Source organism: Polymorphum gilvum SL003B-26A1, assembly GCF_000192745.1.
Taxonomy (GTDB): Bacteria; Pseudomonadota; Alphaproteobacteria; order Rhizobiales; family Stappiaceae; genus Polymorphum; species Polymorphum gilvum.
This window is the reverse complement of the sequence record NC_015259.1, coordinates 716,118-734,317: the sequence shown is the minus strand read 5'-3', so window position 1 is coordinate 734,317 and position 18,200 is coordinate 716,118. Positions and strand designations below refer to the sequence as shown.

Here is an 18,200-nt window from a genome sequence, read left to right as displayed (position 1 = left end):
TTATTGTGCCATGCAGTGTTTGGCAGACAAGTGGCGAGAAGCGGACGCAACAGAAGACATCCTCCAATCAGCCAGGGACTTCAATCAAGCAATGATTGGGCGCGAAATACGCGCCGGCGAAAGCCTGGCGCGAATGAAAGCCGAGGACGTGCTGCAGGGGATCCAATCCTGCATGTCGCGCGGCGGCCGTATTCTTGGGCTTCCGCTTGACAGTGCATTCCTGGGAACCCGCGCGCTGTCAGAGTTTCTGGGATGGTGCGACACACAAGACCTGCGCGTGGCTATCGAACCGGAAAGCCGGGACCAAGCACTGTTGCTCATCAGTCCGAAAGAATGCCGGTAAGCAGCTAATGCAGGCCACCAAACTTCCCACGTTCAAGGTGGTCATGGCTGACGGAAGCCCCAGCCTCGTTCCGCGTAAAGCGCACAGACCGCACCAATCAGCGCGTTTGCCTGCGACAAGCTGAACACCTCCGGCTCGAAGCCGCCCGCCCAATCCACCATGTCCCGGTGTTCGGGGTGGCCGGGATCGGCCAATGCGTCCAGAAACTCCGGATAGCGATAGTCCCCACCACAATCCTCCGGCGGACATGCGCGCGTGCCGGCGATGCAGCGCGGCATGAAATGGCGCGCGGAGGCGGGCGCCGCGACATCCTCGACTGTGATCAGGTGCTTCCAGTTGTCGCCGAAATCGTAGACGTAAAGGAACTCCATTCCCTTTGTGAGGATTTTCGCCAGCGTTTGCTTCCGCTCGTCCGCATAACCGTCCTCCGGCCCGAACTTGTCGTTCTCCGGCACCTCGAAGCGCTTTCCCTCGATCTCGAACATGTGCAGGTGGTAGTCCTGCCAGCCCATGGCCCCTTGCAGGACGGCGTGAAGTTCCCGCAGTGTCAGCGTGCCCGGAACAATGATGCGACGCCAGATTTCCGGCTCAATGCCGATTAACTGAACCTTGATCTGAAATGCCGAGTTCGCGGCGGTGACCTTCTTCTTGCTGGGCATACGCTGCTCCCCTTTTTGTTGTTCCTCTCAATCCTACCAGCCGGTTCGGCACCTGCGATGCGAAAGCCGCGCGGTAGGAAGCCTCATTTATCGAACAGCGTCAGGTCGAGCCCGAACGCCCGGCCCCGTTCGCGCTTCCGCTCCCGCTCAAGTTTGCGTTCCTTGGCCACGCGCCAAGCGCGATGGAGCTGTTCGCGCCGCTCGTCCGACAGGCGGCTGCGTTGGATGGCCTTCTCGGTCACGCGCGACAGTGCCCGCGCCCGCGCCTTGATCTTCTCCAGCATCGTCTCCTTCAGCACCTGCGGGCTGCCCGCGATCTGCTGTAGCATCTCGTAGTCGCGGATGGCCTGCTTCACCCGCCGCCTGGCCTGCTCGATCTCAGAGCGCGTATGCTCCAGCCGGTTCCGGGCATCCCGCCACCGGCGGCGGCGCTCGATGATGTAGCGGTAGTAGCGCCTGGCCTCCTTGCGGTCGGCCGTCCGCGTGTCGCCCAGCCGCATCCCGCGCACCGCCCCCAGGATGAAGGGGTCCTTCTCGATCATGCGTTCGGCGTCGCGGATGCCGAACTTCTCCTCCAGGTCATCCCAGACCGCGCGGGCCTTGACGGCATCCCGGTAGACCTTGCCCAGAATGTCGTCGAGGCTGCGGTCGCGCTTCTGAAGCCATGCCTCGTCACGGGGCACCTGCTTCTCGGCGAAGGACTGCTGACGCTCCGCATAGCGCACCTTGCCCGCGGCTGTCCGGTAGGACGCCTCGATCTGGCTCCAGTAGCGGAAGTCCATGTCGGCTTCGTCGAAGCGCCGCACGGCCGCCTCGGCCGGGTCGCGGTCCGGCTCCTCGGCGAACATGCCCTCCACGGTGCGCCGCTCGGGCGGGGCCATGCCCGACGTATCGGGCGTCGGCTCCTCTTTGCCCCGATCCCGCTGTGCAACACGCGCGGCCCGCCGCGCCATGTGGTCGTCGAAGCTCTCCGCGAAGCGTTCCTCCAGGGTATGGAAGCGGACACCCTTGCCCATGTCGGACAGCTTGGCGAAGCGCTCCCCGTCGGTGAGGATCAGCCCCTGCCCCTTGCGCTCCAGGGTGACGCCCTTGTCGGCGAGCCGCTGGGCCAGGTCATCCCAGTCGCGGGCGCGGATGAAATCGTCCTTCAGGCGTCGGCGCAGGTCGGCGATGTCGTCCTTGGCGAAGGGGATCTGCGCCTCGCGCTGCTCCCGCCGCGCCTGCCAGTATTCGGCGTCAGAGACGGTGGGGCCGAAGTCCTCCACCACGTCCCGGCCGAGTTGGCGCTCGTACTCGCGGTTGCGCAGGATGTTGAGGCCATGCTCCTGCGCCAGCTCCTGCACGATGCCGGTCAGCCGCCGCCCGTCCTGATGCCGGTCATAGGCGACGTGCTTCTCGGGATGCACCCGGTTGACCAGAAAATGCAGGTGGGGGTGTTCCGTGTCGCGGTGGCTGTAGACCAGGAGCTGATGCTCCGTCAGGCCCATCCGCTCGATGACCTGCTGGGCGACCTTGCGCTTTACCTCCGGCGTCACCTTCCCCGCCGCCGCGTCCTTCGGGTCGAAGGTGATCATGAAGTGATAGGCCGGCTGCTTACAGCGGACGGATTTCGCGGCCGTCGCATCCATGACGGCCGCCGCTGCGCGCGGGTCGTCGGTCAAAAGGTTGCGGGTCTCGACGAACTCCACCCGGTCGGGGGAGAGCCCCTTGATCTGGCCGGCGAGATAGAGTGCCGAGCCTCGGAAGCTCTCCGGCTGACGGGCGGGCACCTTAAAGCGCATCGCTGCCCTCCGGGCCATCGGGCTTGCCCTCCGGCTCCCGTCCCTTCGGCCCCTTGGCGACAGCCTTGTGGATCGGGGCGAGCACGTCCTTCAGGATGGTGAGCGCCTCGTCGCGTTCCTCGTCGTCGATGTCCTTGCCGGAGTTGGCGCGGCGGGCGAGGCTGTTGATCAGGTGGCCGATGCCGTTGACGGCCTCGACGTGGCTCATGAGGACGGGCGCCAGGTCGGCGCGGTCGGTCAGGCGCTCGACCATCTCCTTGCCGACATAGACCGCCCATGGCCGGTAGGTCTCATCGCCGGTGGCGGCTTCGAGCTGGGCGAGGTTGTTGGCGATCCGCCCCAGTTCGTAGAACACGTCCTCGATGGCCTTTGCTTTCGCCGGCTTGGCCCGGGGTTTCCGACCCATCGCGGTCTCACGGACATAGTCGGCGAAGGTGACGCCGGCCTCGACGGCGCGCTGCTGGATGGCGCGCTGCTCGGCGCGGGTCAGGCGGATGCGGGCGACGACATCGCGGCGATCCTCGGGGGCTTTCGGTCTGCGTCCTGCCATGCCGGTGCCTCCCCGTTCAACAGTCCCGGAAGGGGAGGATCAGGGTGCCGTGACTCTCCCTCCCTTGAGGCCGCAGGGCCGAATGGCGAGGCAAGATGGCGACGCTTGAGACCCCGGCAGGGGGTCGAATGCGGAGCCTGTTGGGCGAAAAACAATGCCGTCGGTCGTCCCCGTCAGGGGCGAGCGGAGGGGCTGGCCGCAGGCCGCCCGTCAGGTATTTTTGTAGACCAACATCCATCTTGCCTCCCCCCTGTGACGCGAAAACCCTCCCCCACTTATGGGGTCGGTCCACAGGGCGGAGTGGATTCGGACTGACAGGTCAGATACTTAATGCCAACGATGGATAACGCGAGACTAACCGCAATCGCTCTGAATCACAAGCCTCAACACGTGCCAACGGCCACCAACAACATCCGCCGCCGGAACCCGGCACAGCACCAGCGGGCGGTCGGCGGCGCGTCAGCGCCGTCGCGACCGGCCGGATGGGGCGACGGATTGCCATGCGAAAAGCCCGCCGAGGACAAACCCGGCGGGATGGATGATGGGCTCAGCACGGGCCGGTCTGACCGGCGGCGACCTTCGCCAGGATTTGCTCGATGCAGACTTCCACGGGGCGCCCGATGGTCCACGAGATGTCTATATGGAGCGTCATCCAAAAGTCCGGGGTCTCGATCCCGGCTTCGCGCAGAGCCTGGCGGACCAGCGCTTCATAGTCCTGCGAGTAGTATCCATGACGGGGTTCTCGGCTTGGCAACATGATCATTCCTCCTTGTGGTTTTCGGCCGCGACCGTCGCGGCCTTCGTTGGCGTCATGACCGGCGTCGCCTGAGTGGGTCGGTGCACCCGCAGGGCCGCAGCAACGCGAAGGACCTCGAAGCGCGACTTTCTTGATGATGTGGACACCCACCACTGCTAAACGGCAAACTAAATTGATTGCCGAAATGAATAATGAAAGGGTTTTTGAATGTCCGGCCTGACAATAGGTATTGATATCGCTAAGCGTGTTTTTCAGGTGCACGCCATAGATAATGAAACTGGTGAAGTGATCGCCAAAAAGCTACGGCGCTCTGAATTTCTCTCCTATTTTGAAAAGCTGCCAGCAAGTCTGGTTGGACTTGAATCTTGTGGGTCAGCCCATCACTGGGCACGTGAGCTGACCAGGCTCGGCCATCGCGTCAAAATGATGAATGCGATGTATGTGAAGCCCTACGTCAAGCGCGGAAAGAACGACGCTGTTGATGCCGAAGCCATCTGCGAGGCGTTGACACGGCCAACAATGCGCTTTGTCCCGGCTAAATCAGTAGAACAGCAATCCGTACTGATGATTCATCGCACAAGAGCCTTGCTCGTGCGGCAGCGGACAATGCTGATAAATGCGTTGCGTGGCCATTTGGCCGAGCTTGGGATTGTTGCCCCACAGGGGATTGAGAGGGTATCCGAGCTCATCGGCCGAACCTTAGGGGCCGAAATCGATGAGGCGAAGGTTCCAAAGCTCGTTCGCGAAATGATTGTCATTTATGCGGAGCAGATCAAGAAGATCAACGAACAGATCAAGGACCTGGAACGCAAATTGCGGTTATGGCATCGAACGAGCGAAGACAGCCGGAGGCTGGCGACGATCCCCGGCATCGGATTTATAACCGCAACCGCATTGGTCGCCACCATAACGAACCTGTCGTCGTTTCAATCAGGACGCGCTTTTGCTGCATGGCTCGGCCTGACACCGAAATCCGCTTCGACAGGTGGTCGGGTGCGTAATGGCCGTATCAGCAAAGCGGGAGACCGGCACCTACGCGCGCTCCTTGTGCTCGGTGCAACATCAGTCATCAGAAGGGTACGAGCCGGTCAGCCGACACCGCTTTATGCATGGGCGAACAGGTTGCTTGCCAAGAAGCCAGCGCGGCTTGCAACAGTTGCGCTAGCTAGAGCAGATTCCCATCATTCTGGTTCATACCCGGCAGCGGTGAAGAATCCTCGGCAATCGTCCGTGGTGACGGCGTCGATGGCGTCACGGATGGCGTCCCAGAGGCTGGTGACGGTCCGCGCGGCCGTCTTCTTCAGGAGAGCCTTGACCTTCGAGAAGGCCATTTCGATCGGGTTGAAGTCCGGACTGTAGGGCGGCAGGAAGCAGAGTTCCGCGCCTGCTCGCTCGATCGCCGCGCGGATCGCCGGCGGCTTGTGGGCCGGCAGGTTGTCCATCACCACGATGTCGCCGGGCCGCAGGGTCGGGACCAGGACCTGGTCGACATAGGCGAGGAAGGCGGCGCCGCTCATGGCACCGTCCAGGGTCATCGGCGCGGTCATGCCGGACAGGCGGAGGGCTCCGACGAAGGTGGTCGTCTTCCAGTGACCGTGGGGAACCGGCGCCCGGCACCGCTCGCCGCGGGCCGCACGGCCATACATCCGGGCCATCTTGGTCGAGGTCCCGCACTCGTCGATGAACACCAGTCGCTCCGGGTCGAGATCGGGCTGCCTCTCGAACCAGGCGAGGCGGCGCCGGGCTACGTCGGCACGCGCTTGCTCGGCGGCGTGCGCAGTCTTTTTTTCCGCGTCACGCCGTGACGCTGGAAGAACCGGCAGACGATGCTCGGCGTCGGACGATAGGCCACGGCCGCATCCAGCCGCTCGGCGATCTCCGCCAAGGTCAGATCCGGCGTCTGATCGATCCATTCCAGGATCAGGCCGCGGTGCGCGTCGATCCGGTGAGAGCGATGATTGCCGCCCCGCTTGTCGGCTTCGACGTGCCCGCGCGTCCGCGCGCGCTCGACCCACCGGATCGCCGACGACACGCCAACCCCGAACCGAGCCGCCGCAGCTCGGCGCGACGCACCGGCTTCTACGGCTTCGACAACACGGCGGCGCAGATCAACGGACAAGGATTTGGCCATGAGGGCTGGCCTCCTTCACCAGCCCTCATCTTGAATCACGATCCCGCAAATTTGGGAATCCCTCTTGATTCCGAAACCACACAAAACGCTCTAACAAGATGGCCAGAATTTCATGGGCAGTTTTGGCGAGAAATACAGCTTATCAGCCGGAGCAAGCCGCAGCCGCGGCTTAACTGATAGGCTGATCACCAGTTCGGGAGGGCGTGCACTGTAAATGATGAATACCGGTTTGAACCGGAAACCAGGAAAACCCGTTCGCGTGGATGCATCGTAACGTATGCGATTTCTTGATAGGGACCTAGGTTTGCGGATTTCATCAGGGCCCCGCAGTGTTTGTGCTGCGATATCAGAGGCCGGACACATGTGAGCACTCTGCCGGATTTATTCATTTCAAATGCACTTCTTCTTGACAGGGTGGGTGTCCACACATGCCCCGCGAGGAATGCGGCGTCAGCCGCAGGGGAAGAAAGTCGGGGAGAGAGGTTGCGCCGCACACGGGTGACGCCATGACAGCCAAGAACGAAAGGCCGCCGCCGGTTGTCGGATGGGGTCGCAAGGAGGATGCATCTGTCGGTAAGACGCCGTCATGGGCAGTTTCGCAGTACGGCGACCGAGACGTCTCACAAGTGACCGCAGGGATGCGCGGCCATGGCGTTGGCAGGTCACCGCTCGGTGGCCAAGGGTCCACAGAGTGATGCAAACAAAGACCGCCGAAGCTGGCAGCATCGAAAACCCTCCCGAGGGAAACCGGCATCGTGCCGTCGCGCCCCAGCGGCAGCAGTGACCTCGCACGGATATGACGAAGCCCCGCCGGGATACCCGACGGGGCTGGGTGCGCGGTCGCGGCTGGGTCAGGCGGCCAGCGGTCGACCCTGGTGGCGCCGCAGGTCCATCAGGGCGATGGCGCAGCCGATCGGGCTCAGGCCCCGGTCGTAGGCGCGGACGATGTCGGCGTACTGGTCCTCGTCAATGTCGTCGCCCGTCTCCAGCAGGTAGTTGTCCTCGACCTCGATGACGTACTCGTCCCAGGTCAGGTCCAGAAAGCTGTCGGTGGTGTTCAGTCGGTTCATGATCTTTCCTCCTTCCGTTGTCCTGGCCGCGACCGCGGCCTTCCATGGGCGACGAAAGGCGGCGGCAAAGGCGGCCAGCCGCACCCGCAGGGCCGGAACGAAGTGGAGGACGGCGAGGCCCGTCTTTCTTGAGCGAAGCGACCGCGAGGAAGGCGCCGCAGGCGCCGGGGAAGAAAGTCGGGCGCGAGCCGTTGCGGCGGGCGCCGCCGACGCCACGTTCGCCCAGGTCAGGAAGGCCCGCCGGTCACGGCCAGAGGAAGGATGGAAAGGCCCCGGCTGAACACGCCGGCTGTCTCGCAGTCTGACATGCCGGACGGCGGCATCGGGGCTCCAGGCGCCTGCCGGGCAAGGCGACGATCAGCGGGAGGCAGGTGTCCCCATCGGCCTGCTCACCGAGGCTGAGCCAGTGCGTGTCCTTCGGCCTGTTCGGCGGTGACTCATGGCGTCCGTCAGCCAACCCACCACACGACAAAAGCCGCCCGTTACCGGGCGGCTTCGTCGATGGTGCAAGCGGCTCACCACCATGATGTGTAGAACACCGTCTTCCCTTCGGCGATGGCCGCGCGCGCTTTGGCGATGAAGTCGAGGTCGAGCTCGATCTCATCGGGGCGCGTCGTGCCGAAGAAGAAGCCCTCGGTGTGCGGCAGTGCGTTCGCCTCGATGTCTGCCTCCAGCCGGTCGAGGTCGTCCACCGTCAGCGCGACGTTCACGCAGTTGAAGGTGTCGTCCTGCCCGCCCTTCTCGCGGTAGAGCTGCTCCATCCAGCCATGCAGGTTGGGGTGCTTTCGCCAATAGGCGAGTTCGGCGGCGGTCTCGGCGGTGAAGTCCACTTCGGCCTCGACGGCTTCGGCGGTGGTGAAGGCGTACATATCCAGTCCCATGATGATCTCCTTTCGATCGTTGGTTGCTCGTCCTGACGGACGCGACCGAAAGGGCGGGCGGCATGAGCCGCCGCCGTCCTGACCAACACGGGCGGGCTTGCCCGCTGGCGCGGGCGGGTCATGGACGGCAAGGCGCCGTCCGCCAGGCACGCGGAACCTCCTTAGGACGGGCAACGGACCGGAAGGGGTCGGGACTGGATGCGTTCGCCCGCCGAAGCACGGCGACCGGAGAGCACGAAGAGGCCCCACCGTCAGGGCGACGGAGGCGTCCTCAGCTGCACCAAGAAAAATCCCTCCCGCGTACGCGGGAGGGAAACCGTTCAAGTGTTGAGGCGACTAGCCGTTCCGGACGCACCGGACGAGGAGGCTGCGCTTCTTGTCGACGGGCTCTTCGCTGCCGTCGTACAGGTACTTGGACCACGCGGCATGACTGTGGAACTGGTCAGACGTCCAGTACCACCACTCCGTCAGGCCCCCGATGACACCGTCTTCCTGAAGACGATGCAGCAGGGTGAGTTCGGCCAGCGTCGGCAGCCGCCAGTTCTCGTGGCCTCCGTGAGCCTGCTGCGCCGCCAGGTCGCGTGCCTCCGGCCACGTGTGAGAGCCAGACACGTCGTACGGCATCGCGAAAAGCGCAAGTCCAGTGTCAGGCGAAACCCCGACATAGACCGATCCGTCGAGCATGATGTCGCCCGGCTTCGGACCTTTGGAACCGAACGTTTCACCGCAGCCAGCCGCCCTCGCCGCTTCGAGTCCGTGGTATATCATCGCCCTCGTAGCTTCGAGCGCGCCGATCACTTCGCGCTCTTTCATGAGGGAATCTTCGAGCGCTTTGACGATGCCGCGCTCCCAGGCCAGAGCGTTCTCGATCTCGTCCAGAGTGTCCAGTTTTGACTTAGACATGTATAGAAATCGCCGCAATCTGTTGCGGCGAGCCTCCTGTTGAAAGTCGAAAAGAGAAGGGTGCGCATTTCGCCTAAATGTCGACACATATAAAAAAGAAATGAAACATTTCTTTGTTTATAAATAAAAAACATAACTATGTCGATCTATTTTAAATATAACTGCGAATTTTTGCCTAGTGTCGACGCTTATTGCTTGAACTCAATCTCAATGAAGCTCGCAGCCTGTAAAAAAAGCACAATAGGCAGAGTGAGGGCGGTTCGCAGCTCCGACCAAAAAGCCCCCGCTGCCGAAGCGACGGGGGCGGTTGGTGGAAGTTCAATCGAGGCGGATTGCGAGCTGACCTTCGCCGGCCCGAGGGCACTCGGTGATAAGGTAGCCAAGACGGTTGACGAAGTGGAAGCCACTCAGAAGGTAGAGACCGTCGTCGTCATCGCCGCTGACGAGCGTCCAGACGCAGGCCGGGTCGGCGGCCTTCACGGCATCGAGTTCGGGGCCGAAAGTCTCGAACATCAGGCCATCGAAGGGCGCATCCGTTCGGATGGTATTGCGGACGGGGCGATTGGAAGCCAGCCAATCGTCGTAGCTGATGGCTGGCATGGGCGGCGTCGGTTCGGGGTTGGCCGCCTCGCGGGCGACCTCCTGAAGCGCGAGCTTGAAGCCGGTCGCGACGCCGTCGGCTTCTTTCCACGCATCCCAGTCGTCAGGGTCGTCGGTGTCTTCGGCGAGACGTGCGGCCTCGGCGTGCAGGCGTTGCAGATGGATGTCGGTCAAAGTGAGCATGATGAAATCGTCCATTCGTTAAATCGTTAAACTATCGGCGAGGCAGTGCCGCCCGCCGTGTGGCGGGCGACGTCGCCTGCGGTCAGCGGCTCCAGATGAGGGCGAAGCCCTTGTCCTGCTGCTCGACCAGGTTGGCGTAGATCGGGGCGACGAAGCTCGGGTCGTCCAGCTTGACCGAGATGTACTCGTTGCCGCCCTTGCTGGTGCGGTGCCAGGCCGCGCCGATCTCAACGGTGCCCGCCTTGACGCGGAAGTCGGGGGCGGAGTCGTTGGTCTTCTCGACGCCGGCGATCGCGACCTTGGTGGCCTTGAGGCCGAGGGTCTGGATGGTGCCGGTGAAGCCGCTGTCGGTCTTGGTGAAGGTGCCGATGGTTGCCATGATGAAAGTCTCCTTAAGTTTGGTTCTGGCGGTCGCGCCCATCGCGACCTTTCCATGGCCCATGACAGAGACCGTCGAAGCACGGCCCCGCACCCGAAGGGCTTAAACGCAGTGGGAGACGGCAAGCGGGCTGTTTCTTGGAGCGAAGCGCCCGCGAGGAATGCGGCGCAGCCGCAGGGGAAGAAACCGACCGCGCGCCGTTGCGGGGCCGGGCGACGGGCTCAGATGTGGCCATGACAGGAAAGGACGCAGATGGGTGCTGACCGACCCAAACAGTCAGGAAGCTCAGCCTTGGCGACCTCGGCCGCCCTTCATCCGACAAAGCGGCGCGGCGGCATCAGATCCCGCTGGCCGATGTCGGCCAGTCGCGTTCATCGGTGATGTCGAGAAGCCGCCCTTGCCCCCGTCACGACGCCAAGGCGGCAGACGAGTAAACGGCGCACGCCGCACCTGCATTGGCACGGCGCACCCGAGGGTACGGTCAGCGGGAATCCGACCCGTTTCGGATCGCCTTCACAAGCCAACCGACGAGCATCAGGACATAGAACAGCCCGACAGCCGCGAACGGGCCGACGAACAGCACCGCAATGAAGGCGTCGGCGCTGCCTGTGCTGGTGCTGACGAAAGCGGCTAGGACGATGACCGCGAGGGTGACGATGATGGGCATGACGAACCTGCCAGTAACGAATTGACGAGAGAACGAAAGGAAGCCCGCCCCGCAGGGCGGGCTTCCTCGGACGGTCAGGCCGCCGCTTGCGCGAGGTCGTCCTCGTCGGCCTCGATGTCGGACGGGTCGGCATTGTCGTCGTGTTCGTCCGCCTCGATGTCCTCGGCCTCCTGCTCGGCGGGCGCATCCGCCGTCACGGCGGGGAACAGCATGGCTCCGGGCAGCCAGTTCCGCCCCTGCTCCCGCAGGTCGGCGGGCAGGGTCGCGTCATTCTCGGCGCAGCGCTGGAAGTGCTTGGCCAGCGCATCCGCCAGCTTGCCCTTGGTGTAGTCCTTGAGCTTGCCGAGGCGGGATACCGCCCCGCTCTCGCGGGCGATGGCTTCCAAGTGCTCCTTGCGGCGGCGATAGAGGAAGTCCTCGTCGGGCACCCAGCGGTCGCGCATATCCACGCCCAAATCCACGGCCACCTGATTGAACAGGCTGTCGGTGGTGTCGAGCGCCTCCATGCTCTCCTGCCCGAAGGCCAGCGCCGTCAGCAGCAGGTGAAGCTGTTCAAGCTTGCTGTCGGACAGCGACTTGACCGCCGCGTAAAGCTGCTCGGCGCTCTTGTCGTCGCCCAACAGCACATCCCATGCGCCACGGCTCGGGCGGGCGTAAGGGTGGCGCTTGCCGCCCTCCAAACCCAGCGCCGCGACGAACTCCTGCGCTGTCCGTTCCACGGCGCTGTAGCTGACGGGCGGGTTGTCGCTCGTGCAGAAATACGCCAGCGCGGGGTGGGCATCGACGGCGATGCGTCCGTGATAGCGGATACCGCGCATCATCTGGATGGCGGCGACTTCCTTGGCCTTGCGGGCATCGGCCAGCAAGGCTTCCATCACGGCCATGCTCTTATGAGCGGCGACCATCCGCACCACAGGCCCCGTGTATTCGGGTTGCGGCTTGGGCGTTGCGGGCGCTGCCGCCGTCGCCTCGGCCACGCTCGGACGCACGTCGCGGCGGACAAGCCCTTCGCGCACTTCCACCCGACCGCTCGGCTTGAAGTGGATGACCACGCCGCCCGCTTCATCCTGCTCGGTGTCGGCCTCGCGGTACTGCCACCACGGCGCATAGCCCTCCGTCAGCAACTCCACGAAAGCCGCACCCGCTTCGCGGTGATGCGCGGCCAGCGCCTCGACTGCTTGCGACTGCAAGCGGAAGAACTGCTCGGCATCGTCAAAGAAGGTGTTGTCGTCGGCGGCGAACAGGTCGGCGGTGACGGTGCCCTCGTACTGCTCCATCGGAAAGATGGCCAGCGCCACGGCGGGCTTTTCGCCCGTCAACATGCCGCGCACATCGTCGGCATCGTAGTGATACCCCTGCTCCAACCGCTCGATGAGGGCGCGTTGCTGGTCATGGGTGGCCAAGGTCAGCGCCTCGGCAATCGACAGGGAAAACTCGCCCTCCCGCACCAACGCTTTGGCCTCTTCACAGAGTGAGGCGAGTGCCACGCGGCGCTTGACGGTCAGCACCGACACGCCCGCTTTCGCGGCCACGTCCTCAAGGCTGGCACCCTCGCCCAACAGGGCGGCGAACGCCTCGGCCTCGTCCATGGGGGCAAGCTGCTCCCGCTGGATATTCTCGACGGTGGCCAGCCGCAACGCGTCGGCCTCGGTCAGTCCGCCACGTACCTCGACGGCAACGGGATAATCCTTCCCGATGTCGCCACGCTCGGCCAACAGCGACAGGGCGCGATAGCGCCGCTCGCCCGACACGATGCGGAACTTCCGCCCGTCCTTGCGGACAACAAGGTTTTGCAGAAGGCCGTCGGCTTTGATGGATGCTGCCAGCCCGTCGAGGGCGGCAGCATCCATGCTGCGGCGGGGGTTGTTGCCGTCAGCGACGGTCAGCTTGTTCAGGGGGATGGTCTGGATGGTCATGGGTAGGATTCCTTTCGATTGAATGAGCGCCCGCGCCGAGGCACGGGCGCGGTTTGGTCAGGCGCGGATGAAACCGTGTTGTCGGGCTTCGTCGGCGTAGGCCGTCAGGCTCTTGTTCGGCGTGAAATGCTGGTCGCGCTCGATGGTCAGGCCACCGGGGCCACGGATGGCGGCAAGCTCCGACAGGCGGACGCTTCCCAATTCGGGGCTGCCCATGCCCAAATCGCAGAGGCCAAAGGCGATGTCCTCGTCCTCGGGGTCGAGTTCGGACAGCAGCCACGTCGCCGCGCCCCATGGGCAGAACAGCTTCACCACAGGCCAAAAATCGTGCGTGTCGCCGTCATCCTCGATGCGCGCGGCGTTCTCGCGCCCCTTGGCACGCATCCGGGCGCGTTGCCCGTCGGTCAGCAGCGCGGCAGCGCTGCCAAGGTTCGTCGTCGTGTCATTCATTGGCTCAATCCTCCGTGCAGTCGTTACAGGCGGCACAGGACACACACGCCCCGCGCCTGAACCTCTGCCCAGCGGCGAGCGACGACAGGAGAACCAGTGATATTCAGTGAGTGCCGTCGGCCTGGCGGCGTCGCGCCGACCTCCGACGGGCTCCAAGAGAGCCGCCCCAAAGGGGTGCAATCCGGCCAACACGGGAGCGCAGCGAACGGAGCGGGCAGGCCGGACGGCGACCTTGGGCAAGCCCGGCGAGGTCGGCACAAGCTGGCCAGAGAGGTTCCGCGCGCAGCGCGATCAACAAATCAACCGCGGCCCAAAGGGCCGACCGCTGCCGCCGCACAGGGTAGTGAAGCGCGGGTCCCGGTGCGGCGGTAATTACGGGATCATGACCGAGTGGCGCCGATGATCGCGCAGGGCGACGTACGGCGATGAAGCGGTATCAAGATGGTTCGGTCACGAAGGTTTATGCGCATGCGCGCAAGCGCTTCTGCCTGACGGAGCGTTGCGGGGCGACAGCCCTGCTCGAAGGGGTGACGGAAAACGCCGAAGGCGGTTGCAGGCAGGGGAAGACGTTCCCCTCCGAAACTGACCTCACCTTCTGCCAGCCGACTGACTAAGGTCTGTTGAGATTCATCGGGAGTTTATCACGGCGGCTGCGAGATGAATGATGGCGATAAAGCTTGTGTCGGTTTTGTCAGCGCGCATGGCGATGCGTTTGAACTCCTTGAGCTTGCAGAAGAAATTCTCGATGAGGTGACGCCATTTGTACATCTCGGTATCGAGCGGCAGCGGCTTGGCGCGGCGCGGGTGCTGGGAGATGACGACCTTGGCGCCGCGCTCGTCGAGGTCGGCGATGATGGCATTGCTGTCGAAAGCCTTGTCGGCGATCAGCGCGTCGAAAGAGAGGCCTTCGATGAGCGGCGGCACGCCGACCGTGTCGAAGCGATGGCCGGGCAGCAGGACGAAGCGCACGAGATTGCCGAGGGCATCGGTGAGCGCGAGGATCTTGGTGGTCATGCCGCCCTTGGAGCGGCCTATGGCCTGGCTCTGAGTCCCCCTTTTGCGCCCTGGCCATGGCGGTGGACCTTGACGATGGTGGCATCGACCATGGCGTATTCCATGTCCGGCTCCTCCGAGCAGGCCTCGAAAAGCCGCACGAAAACATCGGCTTTGACCCAATCTCGGTATCGCTTGAAGACGGTGTTCCAGTTGCCGAAGAAAGCCGGCAGATCACGCCACGGACTTCCCGTCCGCACAATCCACAGAACCGCTTCGACGAAGCGCCGGTTGTCGCTGCCGCTGCGTCCGGGGTCCGTCGGCTTGCCCAGACAATGCGGTTCCATTTTCGCCCACTGGGCGTCAGTCAGTACGAATCGTTCCATCCAAAGCTTGAAGCACGATCAAGCCCAAAGTGGAATCCTGAATCTCAACAGACCTTAGTGCGTCTCCACCGTAACTCCGAGGCCCGTCAGGGTGGCTACCGCTGCGTCTGAAGCCGCCGTTCGTGCGCCGACGCCCGGCTCTTGCAAGTCAATCAGACGTTCATTCGTCCAAGTCCCGACAGATGAAAGAGCGATGAGCAGGTTATCCGTGAAGCTCGACGGCTTGGGAACAGTCCCATTGATTCGTACCTGTCTCATGGACGTGGCGGCTGCCCATATGGTCCCGGACATCGTGAGCGTATTCGCCCCCATGACGGTCATGAAATTCACCCCGGCCGGCAGGTCGGCCAAGTCGCCGCCGAGGGTGGTCGATCCGAAGAGCCGCAGGTGGGTAAGGCCGGCCGGCAGGGCGGCGACGTCGCCGCTAAGGGTGTTCGAACCCGTGACGTTCAAGTAGGTCAGACTGGACGGCAAGGCGGCGACGTTGCCGCTGAGTGAGGTGTTCGGCCCCTGAACGTTCAGGTAGGTCAGACCGGCCGGAAGGGCGGCGATGTCGCCGACGAACGAGACGTTGGCCCCTTGAAGGTTCAAGTAGGTCAATCTAGCCGGTAGTTCGGTGATATTGCCAAGGAGGCTGTTCGACCCCGTGACCTGCAAGTGGGTCAGACCGGTCGGCAGGTCGGCGATGTCACCGCTGATTGTATTCGGCACGGTGATTTGCAAGTGGGTCAGACCTGCCGGAAGGTCGGCGACGTTAAAGGCCCAGCCGGGCTCCGCGGCGGTATTTGATTGGAGACGAGTGATTGCTGCGCCTGTGGTCGATCGGACGCGAACGCTGCCGTTGAAAGGGGCCGCATAGGCGTGGGATCGGTTGCTGCCGGAGTTAACCAGCTCAACCGTACCATCGCCCCAGTCAACCTCCCATTGCGAGCCATCAGCGGTATCGATACGGAGCACGGTGGCTCCGGCCGCACTCAGGTTGAGCGCGAGGGGCAACCAAGTCGCATAGGAGACGGAGGCGACATTGGAAGCAGGATGACCCATGCCTGACGGATTGCGAGCGGCGTTCGCCGGGACTTGAACGCTGACCGTACCTTGCGCGGTGGGGGTCACCTCGACCGTGTAGACGATGTTGTCAGCGGTGGCGAGGTTGGCCGCGGTGCCGTTGACGACGACGAGTTCGCCGAGGGTGAGCGGGTCGCCGGTCATCGGCTGGTTGAAGGTGATGGTGAAGGGGATCGGCACCACGTCGGTGGGCGAGACGGCGTTGGTGGAGACCACTGCGGCAGGCGACGGCAGGATGGGACTGCCGCTGCCGAGATCCACGACTGTGTCTGCGAACGTGACGACGGCCGGCAACGTGCCGGTCAGGATGTCGCCGCCGTTGAGGTCGATGCTGGTGATCGTGGCCGATGATGCACCATCGTCGCCGGGGAGCAGCGTGTAGGTGAACAAGAGCGTTGCGCTGCCGGAGCCCGAGGCATAGTCGGCGGTGCGAGGCGTGCCGTTGATGGTCAGCGTCATGCGCGGCGCGCCGCTGACAGTGACGGGCCGCGAGAAGTTCAAGGCTAGAGCAGCGGTCTGGCCTACGGTGGTGGCAGTGGCGGCGACAGCGGGCGCGGCCACCGGATAGGGAGCGACCTTGCTCTCCGTCAGCGGGGTGCCGACCCAGTCAAGCCTCAAGCTGACGCTCTCGGCGTGGTCCTCGAAGGTCGGAGTGCCCGCTGCGACCGGTGAGACACTGCCACCGCCGAGCACCACCATATCCCGTGCAGTAGCTTCCTGAATTGGCCCGGCCGAGGCGCGAGCACGGATTGCACCATCGCGAACCCGAACGGTCGAGATGCCTGCGGCGGATCGTGCGTCAATGTCGGTACCCAGCAATTCGATGGTGCCGCCTGGCACATTGATGACGTGAGCGACCGACCCCGACGTGTACTGGAACAGTCCCGATATGAGCGTGATAACGCCGACCCCGATCTCGACGGTGGAGTTCTGGCCGACGGTGAGCAACGCGCCGCTGCCGAAGCGGATGCGCAGCACAGCGCCCGGCGTGTCGGCGACCACAATTGTGGCGGCCACGGGCACAGTTCCGCCAACGCTAGCCGCGAACGTCAGTCCGGCGGAAATAATGGTGTTGGCGCCGACTGTCTCGGTGACCGTGCCGCGCAGCTCGGCCTTCAGACGCTCCTGAGTGCGGATGATGTTCTCGCGCCGGACCTTCTCGTAGCGGCGATCGAGGACGGAGCTTTCGGGCGCATCAACGACGCGCAGCTGCTCGGACAACGGCACACCGAAACGGTAGCGCAGCTGTGTGCCGGCCTCAGCATATCGTGACGCGTCATTGGGGTCGACGAGGGCCAGACGCATGCGGAGCACCGGGACGGGGCTGTATTCAACGGCGTACTGTCGGCCAGTGAGATTGGTCTCGCCATCGCGCCACCACAAGAACTGGCGGGCGAACAGTTCGACGTTCGGCGCCCCCGGCAAGCGGCCTGAGATCTCCAGGTCGTAACCCGACAAGGCGCGCTCCTCATAGCCGAAGCGGCTGTCCTTCCAGTCTTTGAGGCGGAAATAGCGGTTGGCTGATAGGCCAAATCGCTCGGACTTGGCATCGAGACCGATGCTGAACCGCGTGTGGCTACGCTGGGTACTGTAGTCGAAGAACGCATTGGGGCCGATGAGCCATTGGCGGTCGGGAGTGAGGCCACGATAGGCGAGGCCGGCATTGTATGTGGATGCCGCCGCCTCGCGCGTCATGCCGAGTTGGGCGAAGGCGCTGTGATGGCTGTCGCCGGTCTCGTAGAGCGGTTGCACGGCGATGGCCGACCAGATGGGGCGGCCACTGCTCGACAGAGTGTAGTCCAGTTCCAAATGCGCCAAGGCATGCAGGTCGGACGCGGCTCCCGTGGAGCGTGCCGCCTCAGCGGCGGCACGGACGCCGCTGAAGGCCAGTTCGGTAACGAGATCGCTGGCCTCCCCATCGCCTACCCAAAGCCGGCGCACCAAGTTGCGTGCGGTACTCGTTCCTTCAGCGGCGAGATTGCGGGTCAGATGACTTTGAAAGACGGACAAGAGGTCATCGCCCTCCATCGGCGCATCGCCACCCTCGAACACCGCAAGGCCGGTGGCCAAACGGTCCTCAGCGAGACAGGTCAACCGCCGCTCGGCAACGGCGCGCACCGCGCGGGTAGCCGTACGGTTGTTGACGCCGTCACCAACGGAACGCAGATCACGGTCCCAATCGAGAAAGACCCCGCCGAGTGCCGAGGATGGGCGCCGCTCCAAGCGGTCAGTCGAGAAGCCAGATGAGGCGGAAAGCTCGCTGTCGGCAGCCATGAACGGCGCACCTGGAAACGCCGTCGATCCGCCGGCTGATACCGGCATGCCAGTCAGAACCAGCGCTGCACAAAGCACATGACCAAGCCAAAGTCCAACTCGCGGCAAATGAAACACACTCAACAAACAAAATTGTTTTCAATTATACTCAACTGTAACACAATATAATTTTGATTGTAATTGGATTGGTGGCTGTATTTGGCCAATTTATC

Annotated in this window: 16 protein-coding genes and 1 pseudogene; 2 read left to right on the top strand and 15 right to left on the bottom strand. The window is 63.7% G+C overall.

Annotated features, from left to right (window positions below):
* The first annotated feature begins 10 nt into the window (after positions 1–10).
* Positions 11–343 (top strand): hypothetical protein, encoded by a 333-nt coding sequence (locus tag SL003B_RS23250; protein WP_148259248.1) that lies wholly within the window; start codon positions 11–13, stop codon positions 341–343.
* A gap of 41 nt (positions 344–384) precedes the next feature.
* On the opposite strand, the gene SL003B_RS03530 is transcribed toward SL003B_RS23250, so the two are convergent.
* The 4 genes from SL003B_RS03530 to SL003B_RS03515 form a co-directional block, all read right to left on the bottom strand.
* Positions 385–1,002 (bottom strand): plasmid pRiA4b ORF-3 family protein, encoded by a 618-nt coding sequence (locus SL003B_RS03530; RefSeq protein WP_013651444.1) that lies wholly within the window; start codon positions 1,000–1,002, stop codon positions 385–387.
* An 83-nt stretch (positions 1,003–1,085) separates the two neighbouring features.
* Positions 1,086–2,783: a relaxase/mobilization nuclease domain-containing protein gene (locus SL003B_RS03525; protein WP_013651443.1), complete on the bottom strand. Its 1,698-nt coding sequence runs from the start codon at positions 2,781–2,783 to the stop codon at positions 1,086–1,088.
* Complete coding sequence (locus SL003B_RS03520) at positions 2,773–3,333, bottom strand: plasmid mobilization protein (protein ID WP_013651442.1); 561 nt, start codon at positions 3,331–3,333, stop codon at positions 2,773–2,775. Before SL003B_RS03520 ends, SL003B_RS03525 begins: the two co-directional genes overlap by 11 nt.
* A gap of 547 nt (positions 3,334–3,880) precedes the next feature.
* On the bottom strand, positions 3,881–4,090 hold the full coding sequence (locus SL003B_RS03515) for a hypothetical protein (protein WP_148259247.1): 210 nt from the start codon (positions 4,088–4,090) through the stop codon (positions 3,881–3,883).
* A 207-nt stretch (positions 4,091–4,297) separates the two neighbouring features.
* On the opposite strand from SL003B_RS03515, the pseudogene SL003B_RS23780 reads away from it, so the two are divergent.
* Positions 4,298–5,248: pseudogene (locus SL003B_RS23780) on the top strand (IS110 family RNA-guided transposase); the annotation flags it as partial.
* Between the two features lie 23 nt (positions 5,249–5,271).
* Here SL003B_RS23780 and SL003B_RS03510 read toward each other — a convergent pair.
* The 11 genes from SL003B_RS03510 to SL003B_RS03445 form a co-directional block, all read right to left on the bottom strand.
* A protein-coding gene (locus SL003B_RS03510) for an IS630 family transposase (RefSeq protein ID WP_085997565.1) occupies positions 5,272–6,221 on the bottom strand; the annotation gives its coding sequence in 2 pieces (ribosomal slippage) (positions 5,272–5,882 and positions 5,882–6,221; 951 coding nt in all).
* Between the two features lie 851 nt (positions 6,222–7,072).
* Complete coding sequence (locus tag SL003B_RS23660; RefSeq protein WP_041375359.1) at positions 7,073–7,291, bottom strand: hypothetical protein; 219 nt, start codon at positions 7,289–7,291, stop codon at positions 7,073–7,075.
* A gap of 515 nt (positions 7,292–7,806) precedes the next feature.
* Entirely contained in the window at positions 7,807–8,172 is a 366-nt protein-coding gene (locus SL003B_RS03495) for a hypothetical protein (RefSeq protein ID WP_013651438.1), read from the bottom strand.
* Between the two features lie 336 nt (positions 8,173–8,508).
* Positions 8,509–9,075 carry an Lcl C-terminal domain-containing protein gene (locus SL003B_RS03490; RefSeq protein WP_013651437.1) on the bottom strand — a complete coding sequence of 189 codons (567 nt, stop codon included), beginning with the start codon at positions 9,073–9,075 and terminating at the stop codon, positions 8,509–8,511.
* Positions 9,076–9,393: 318 nt separating this feature from the next.
* Complete coding sequence (locus SL003B_RS22220; protein ID WP_013651436.1) at positions 9,394–9,873, bottom strand: hypothetical protein; 480 nt, start codon at positions 9,871–9,873, stop codon at positions 9,394–9,396.
* Between the two features lie 67 nt (positions 9,874–9,940).
* Positions 9,941–10,237: a DUF736 domain-containing protein gene (locus tag SL003B_RS03480; RefSeq protein ID WP_013651435.1), complete on the bottom strand. Its 297-nt coding sequence runs from the start codon at positions 10,235–10,237 to the stop codon at positions 9,941–9,943.
* Between the two features lie 481 nt (positions 10,238–10,718).
* Positions 10,719–10,904, bottom strand: coding sequence for a hypothetical protein (locus SL003B_RS03475; RefSeq protein WP_041375358.1), 186 nt, complete (start codon positions 10,902–10,904; stop codon positions 10,719–10,721).
* 74 nt (positions 10,905–10,978) lie between these two features.
* Positions 10,979–12,820: a ParB/RepB/Spo0J family partition protein gene (locus SL003B_RS03470; protein WP_013651434.1), complete on the bottom strand. Its 1,842-nt coding sequence runs from the start codon at positions 12,818–12,820 to the stop codon at positions 10,979–10,981.
* A 57-nt stretch (positions 12,821–12,877) separates the two neighbouring features.
* Entirely contained in the window at positions 12,878–13,270 is a 393-nt protein-coding gene (locus SL003B_RS03465; RefSeq protein ID WP_013651433.1) for a DUF2958 domain-containing protein, read from the bottom strand.
* Positions 13,271–13,897: 627 nt separating this feature from the next.
* A protein-coding gene (locus SL003B_RS23245; RefSeq protein ID WP_148259246.1) for an IS5 family transposase occupies positions 13,898–14,649 on the bottom strand; the annotation gives its coding sequence in 2 pieces (ribosomal slippage) (positions 13,898–14,319 and positions 14,319–14,649; 753 coding nt in all).
* Positions 14,650–14,703: 54 nt separating this feature from the next.
* Positions 14,704–17,988, bottom strand: coding sequence for an inverse autotransporter beta domain-containing protein (locus SL003B_RS03445; protein WP_041375355.1), 3,285 nt, complete (start codon positions 17,986–17,988; stop codon positions 14,704–14,706).
* Between the last annotated feature and the right edge of the window lie 212 nt (positions 17,989–18,200).

Bases quoted from the DNA above. Each gene is read 5' to 3' on its own strand.
- SL003B_RS23250 (WP_148259248.1), top strand. From the start codon at position 11: ATGCAGTGTTTGGCAGACAAGTGGCGAGAAGCGGACGCAACAGAAGAC.
- SL003B_RS03530 (WP_013651444.1), bottom strand. From the start codon at position 1,002: ATGCCCAGCAAGAAGAAGGTCACCGCCGCGAACTCGGCATTTCAGATC.
- SL003B_RS03525 (WP_013651443.1), bottom strand. From the start codon at position 2,783: ATGCGCTTTAAGGTGCCCGCCCGTCAGCCGGAGAGCTTCCGAGGCTCG.
- SL003B_RS03520 (WP_013651442.1), bottom strand. From the start codon at position 3,333: ATGGCAGGACGCAGACCGAAAGCCCCCGAGGATCGCCGCGATGTCGTC.
- SL003B_RS03515 (WP_148259247.1), bottom strand. From the start codon at position 4,090: ATGTTGCCAAGCCGAGAACCCCGTCATGGATACTACTCGCAGGACTAT.
- SL003B_RS23660 (WP_041375359.1), bottom strand. From the start codon at position 7,291: ATGAACCGACTGAACACCACCGACAGCTTTCTGGACCTGACCTGGGAC.
- SL003B_RS03495 (WP_013651438.1), bottom strand. From the start codon at position 8,172: ATGGGACTGGATATGTACGCCTTCACCACCGCCGAAGCCGTCGAGGCC.
- SL003B_RS03490 (WP_013651437.1), bottom strand. From the start codon at position 9,075: ATGTCTAAGTCAAAACTGGACACTCTGGACGAGATCGAGAACGCTCTG.
- SL003B_RS22220 (WP_013651436.1), bottom strand. From the start codon at position 9,873: ATGGACGATTTCATCATGCTCACTTTGACCGACATCCATCTGCAACGC.
- SL003B_RS03480 (WP_013651435.1), bottom strand. From the start codon at position 10,237: ATGGCAACCATCGGCACCTTCACCAAGACCGACAGCGGCTTCACCGGC.
- SL003B_RS03475 (WP_041375358.1), bottom strand. From the start codon at position 10,904: ATGCCCATCATCGTCACCCTCGCGGTCATCGTCCTAGCCGCTTTCGTC.
- SL003B_RS03470 (WP_013651434.1), bottom strand. From the start codon at position 12,820: ATGACCATCCAGACCATCCCCCTGAACAAGCTGACCGTCGCTGACGGC.
- SL003B_RS03465 (WP_013651433.1), bottom strand. From the start codon at position 13,270: ATGAATGACACGACGACGAACCTTGGCAGCGCTGCCGCGCTGCTGACC.
- SL003B_RS03445 (WP_041375355.1), bottom strand. From the start codon at position 17,988: ATGGCTGCCGACAGCGAGCTTTCCGCCTCATCTGGCTTCTCGACTGAC.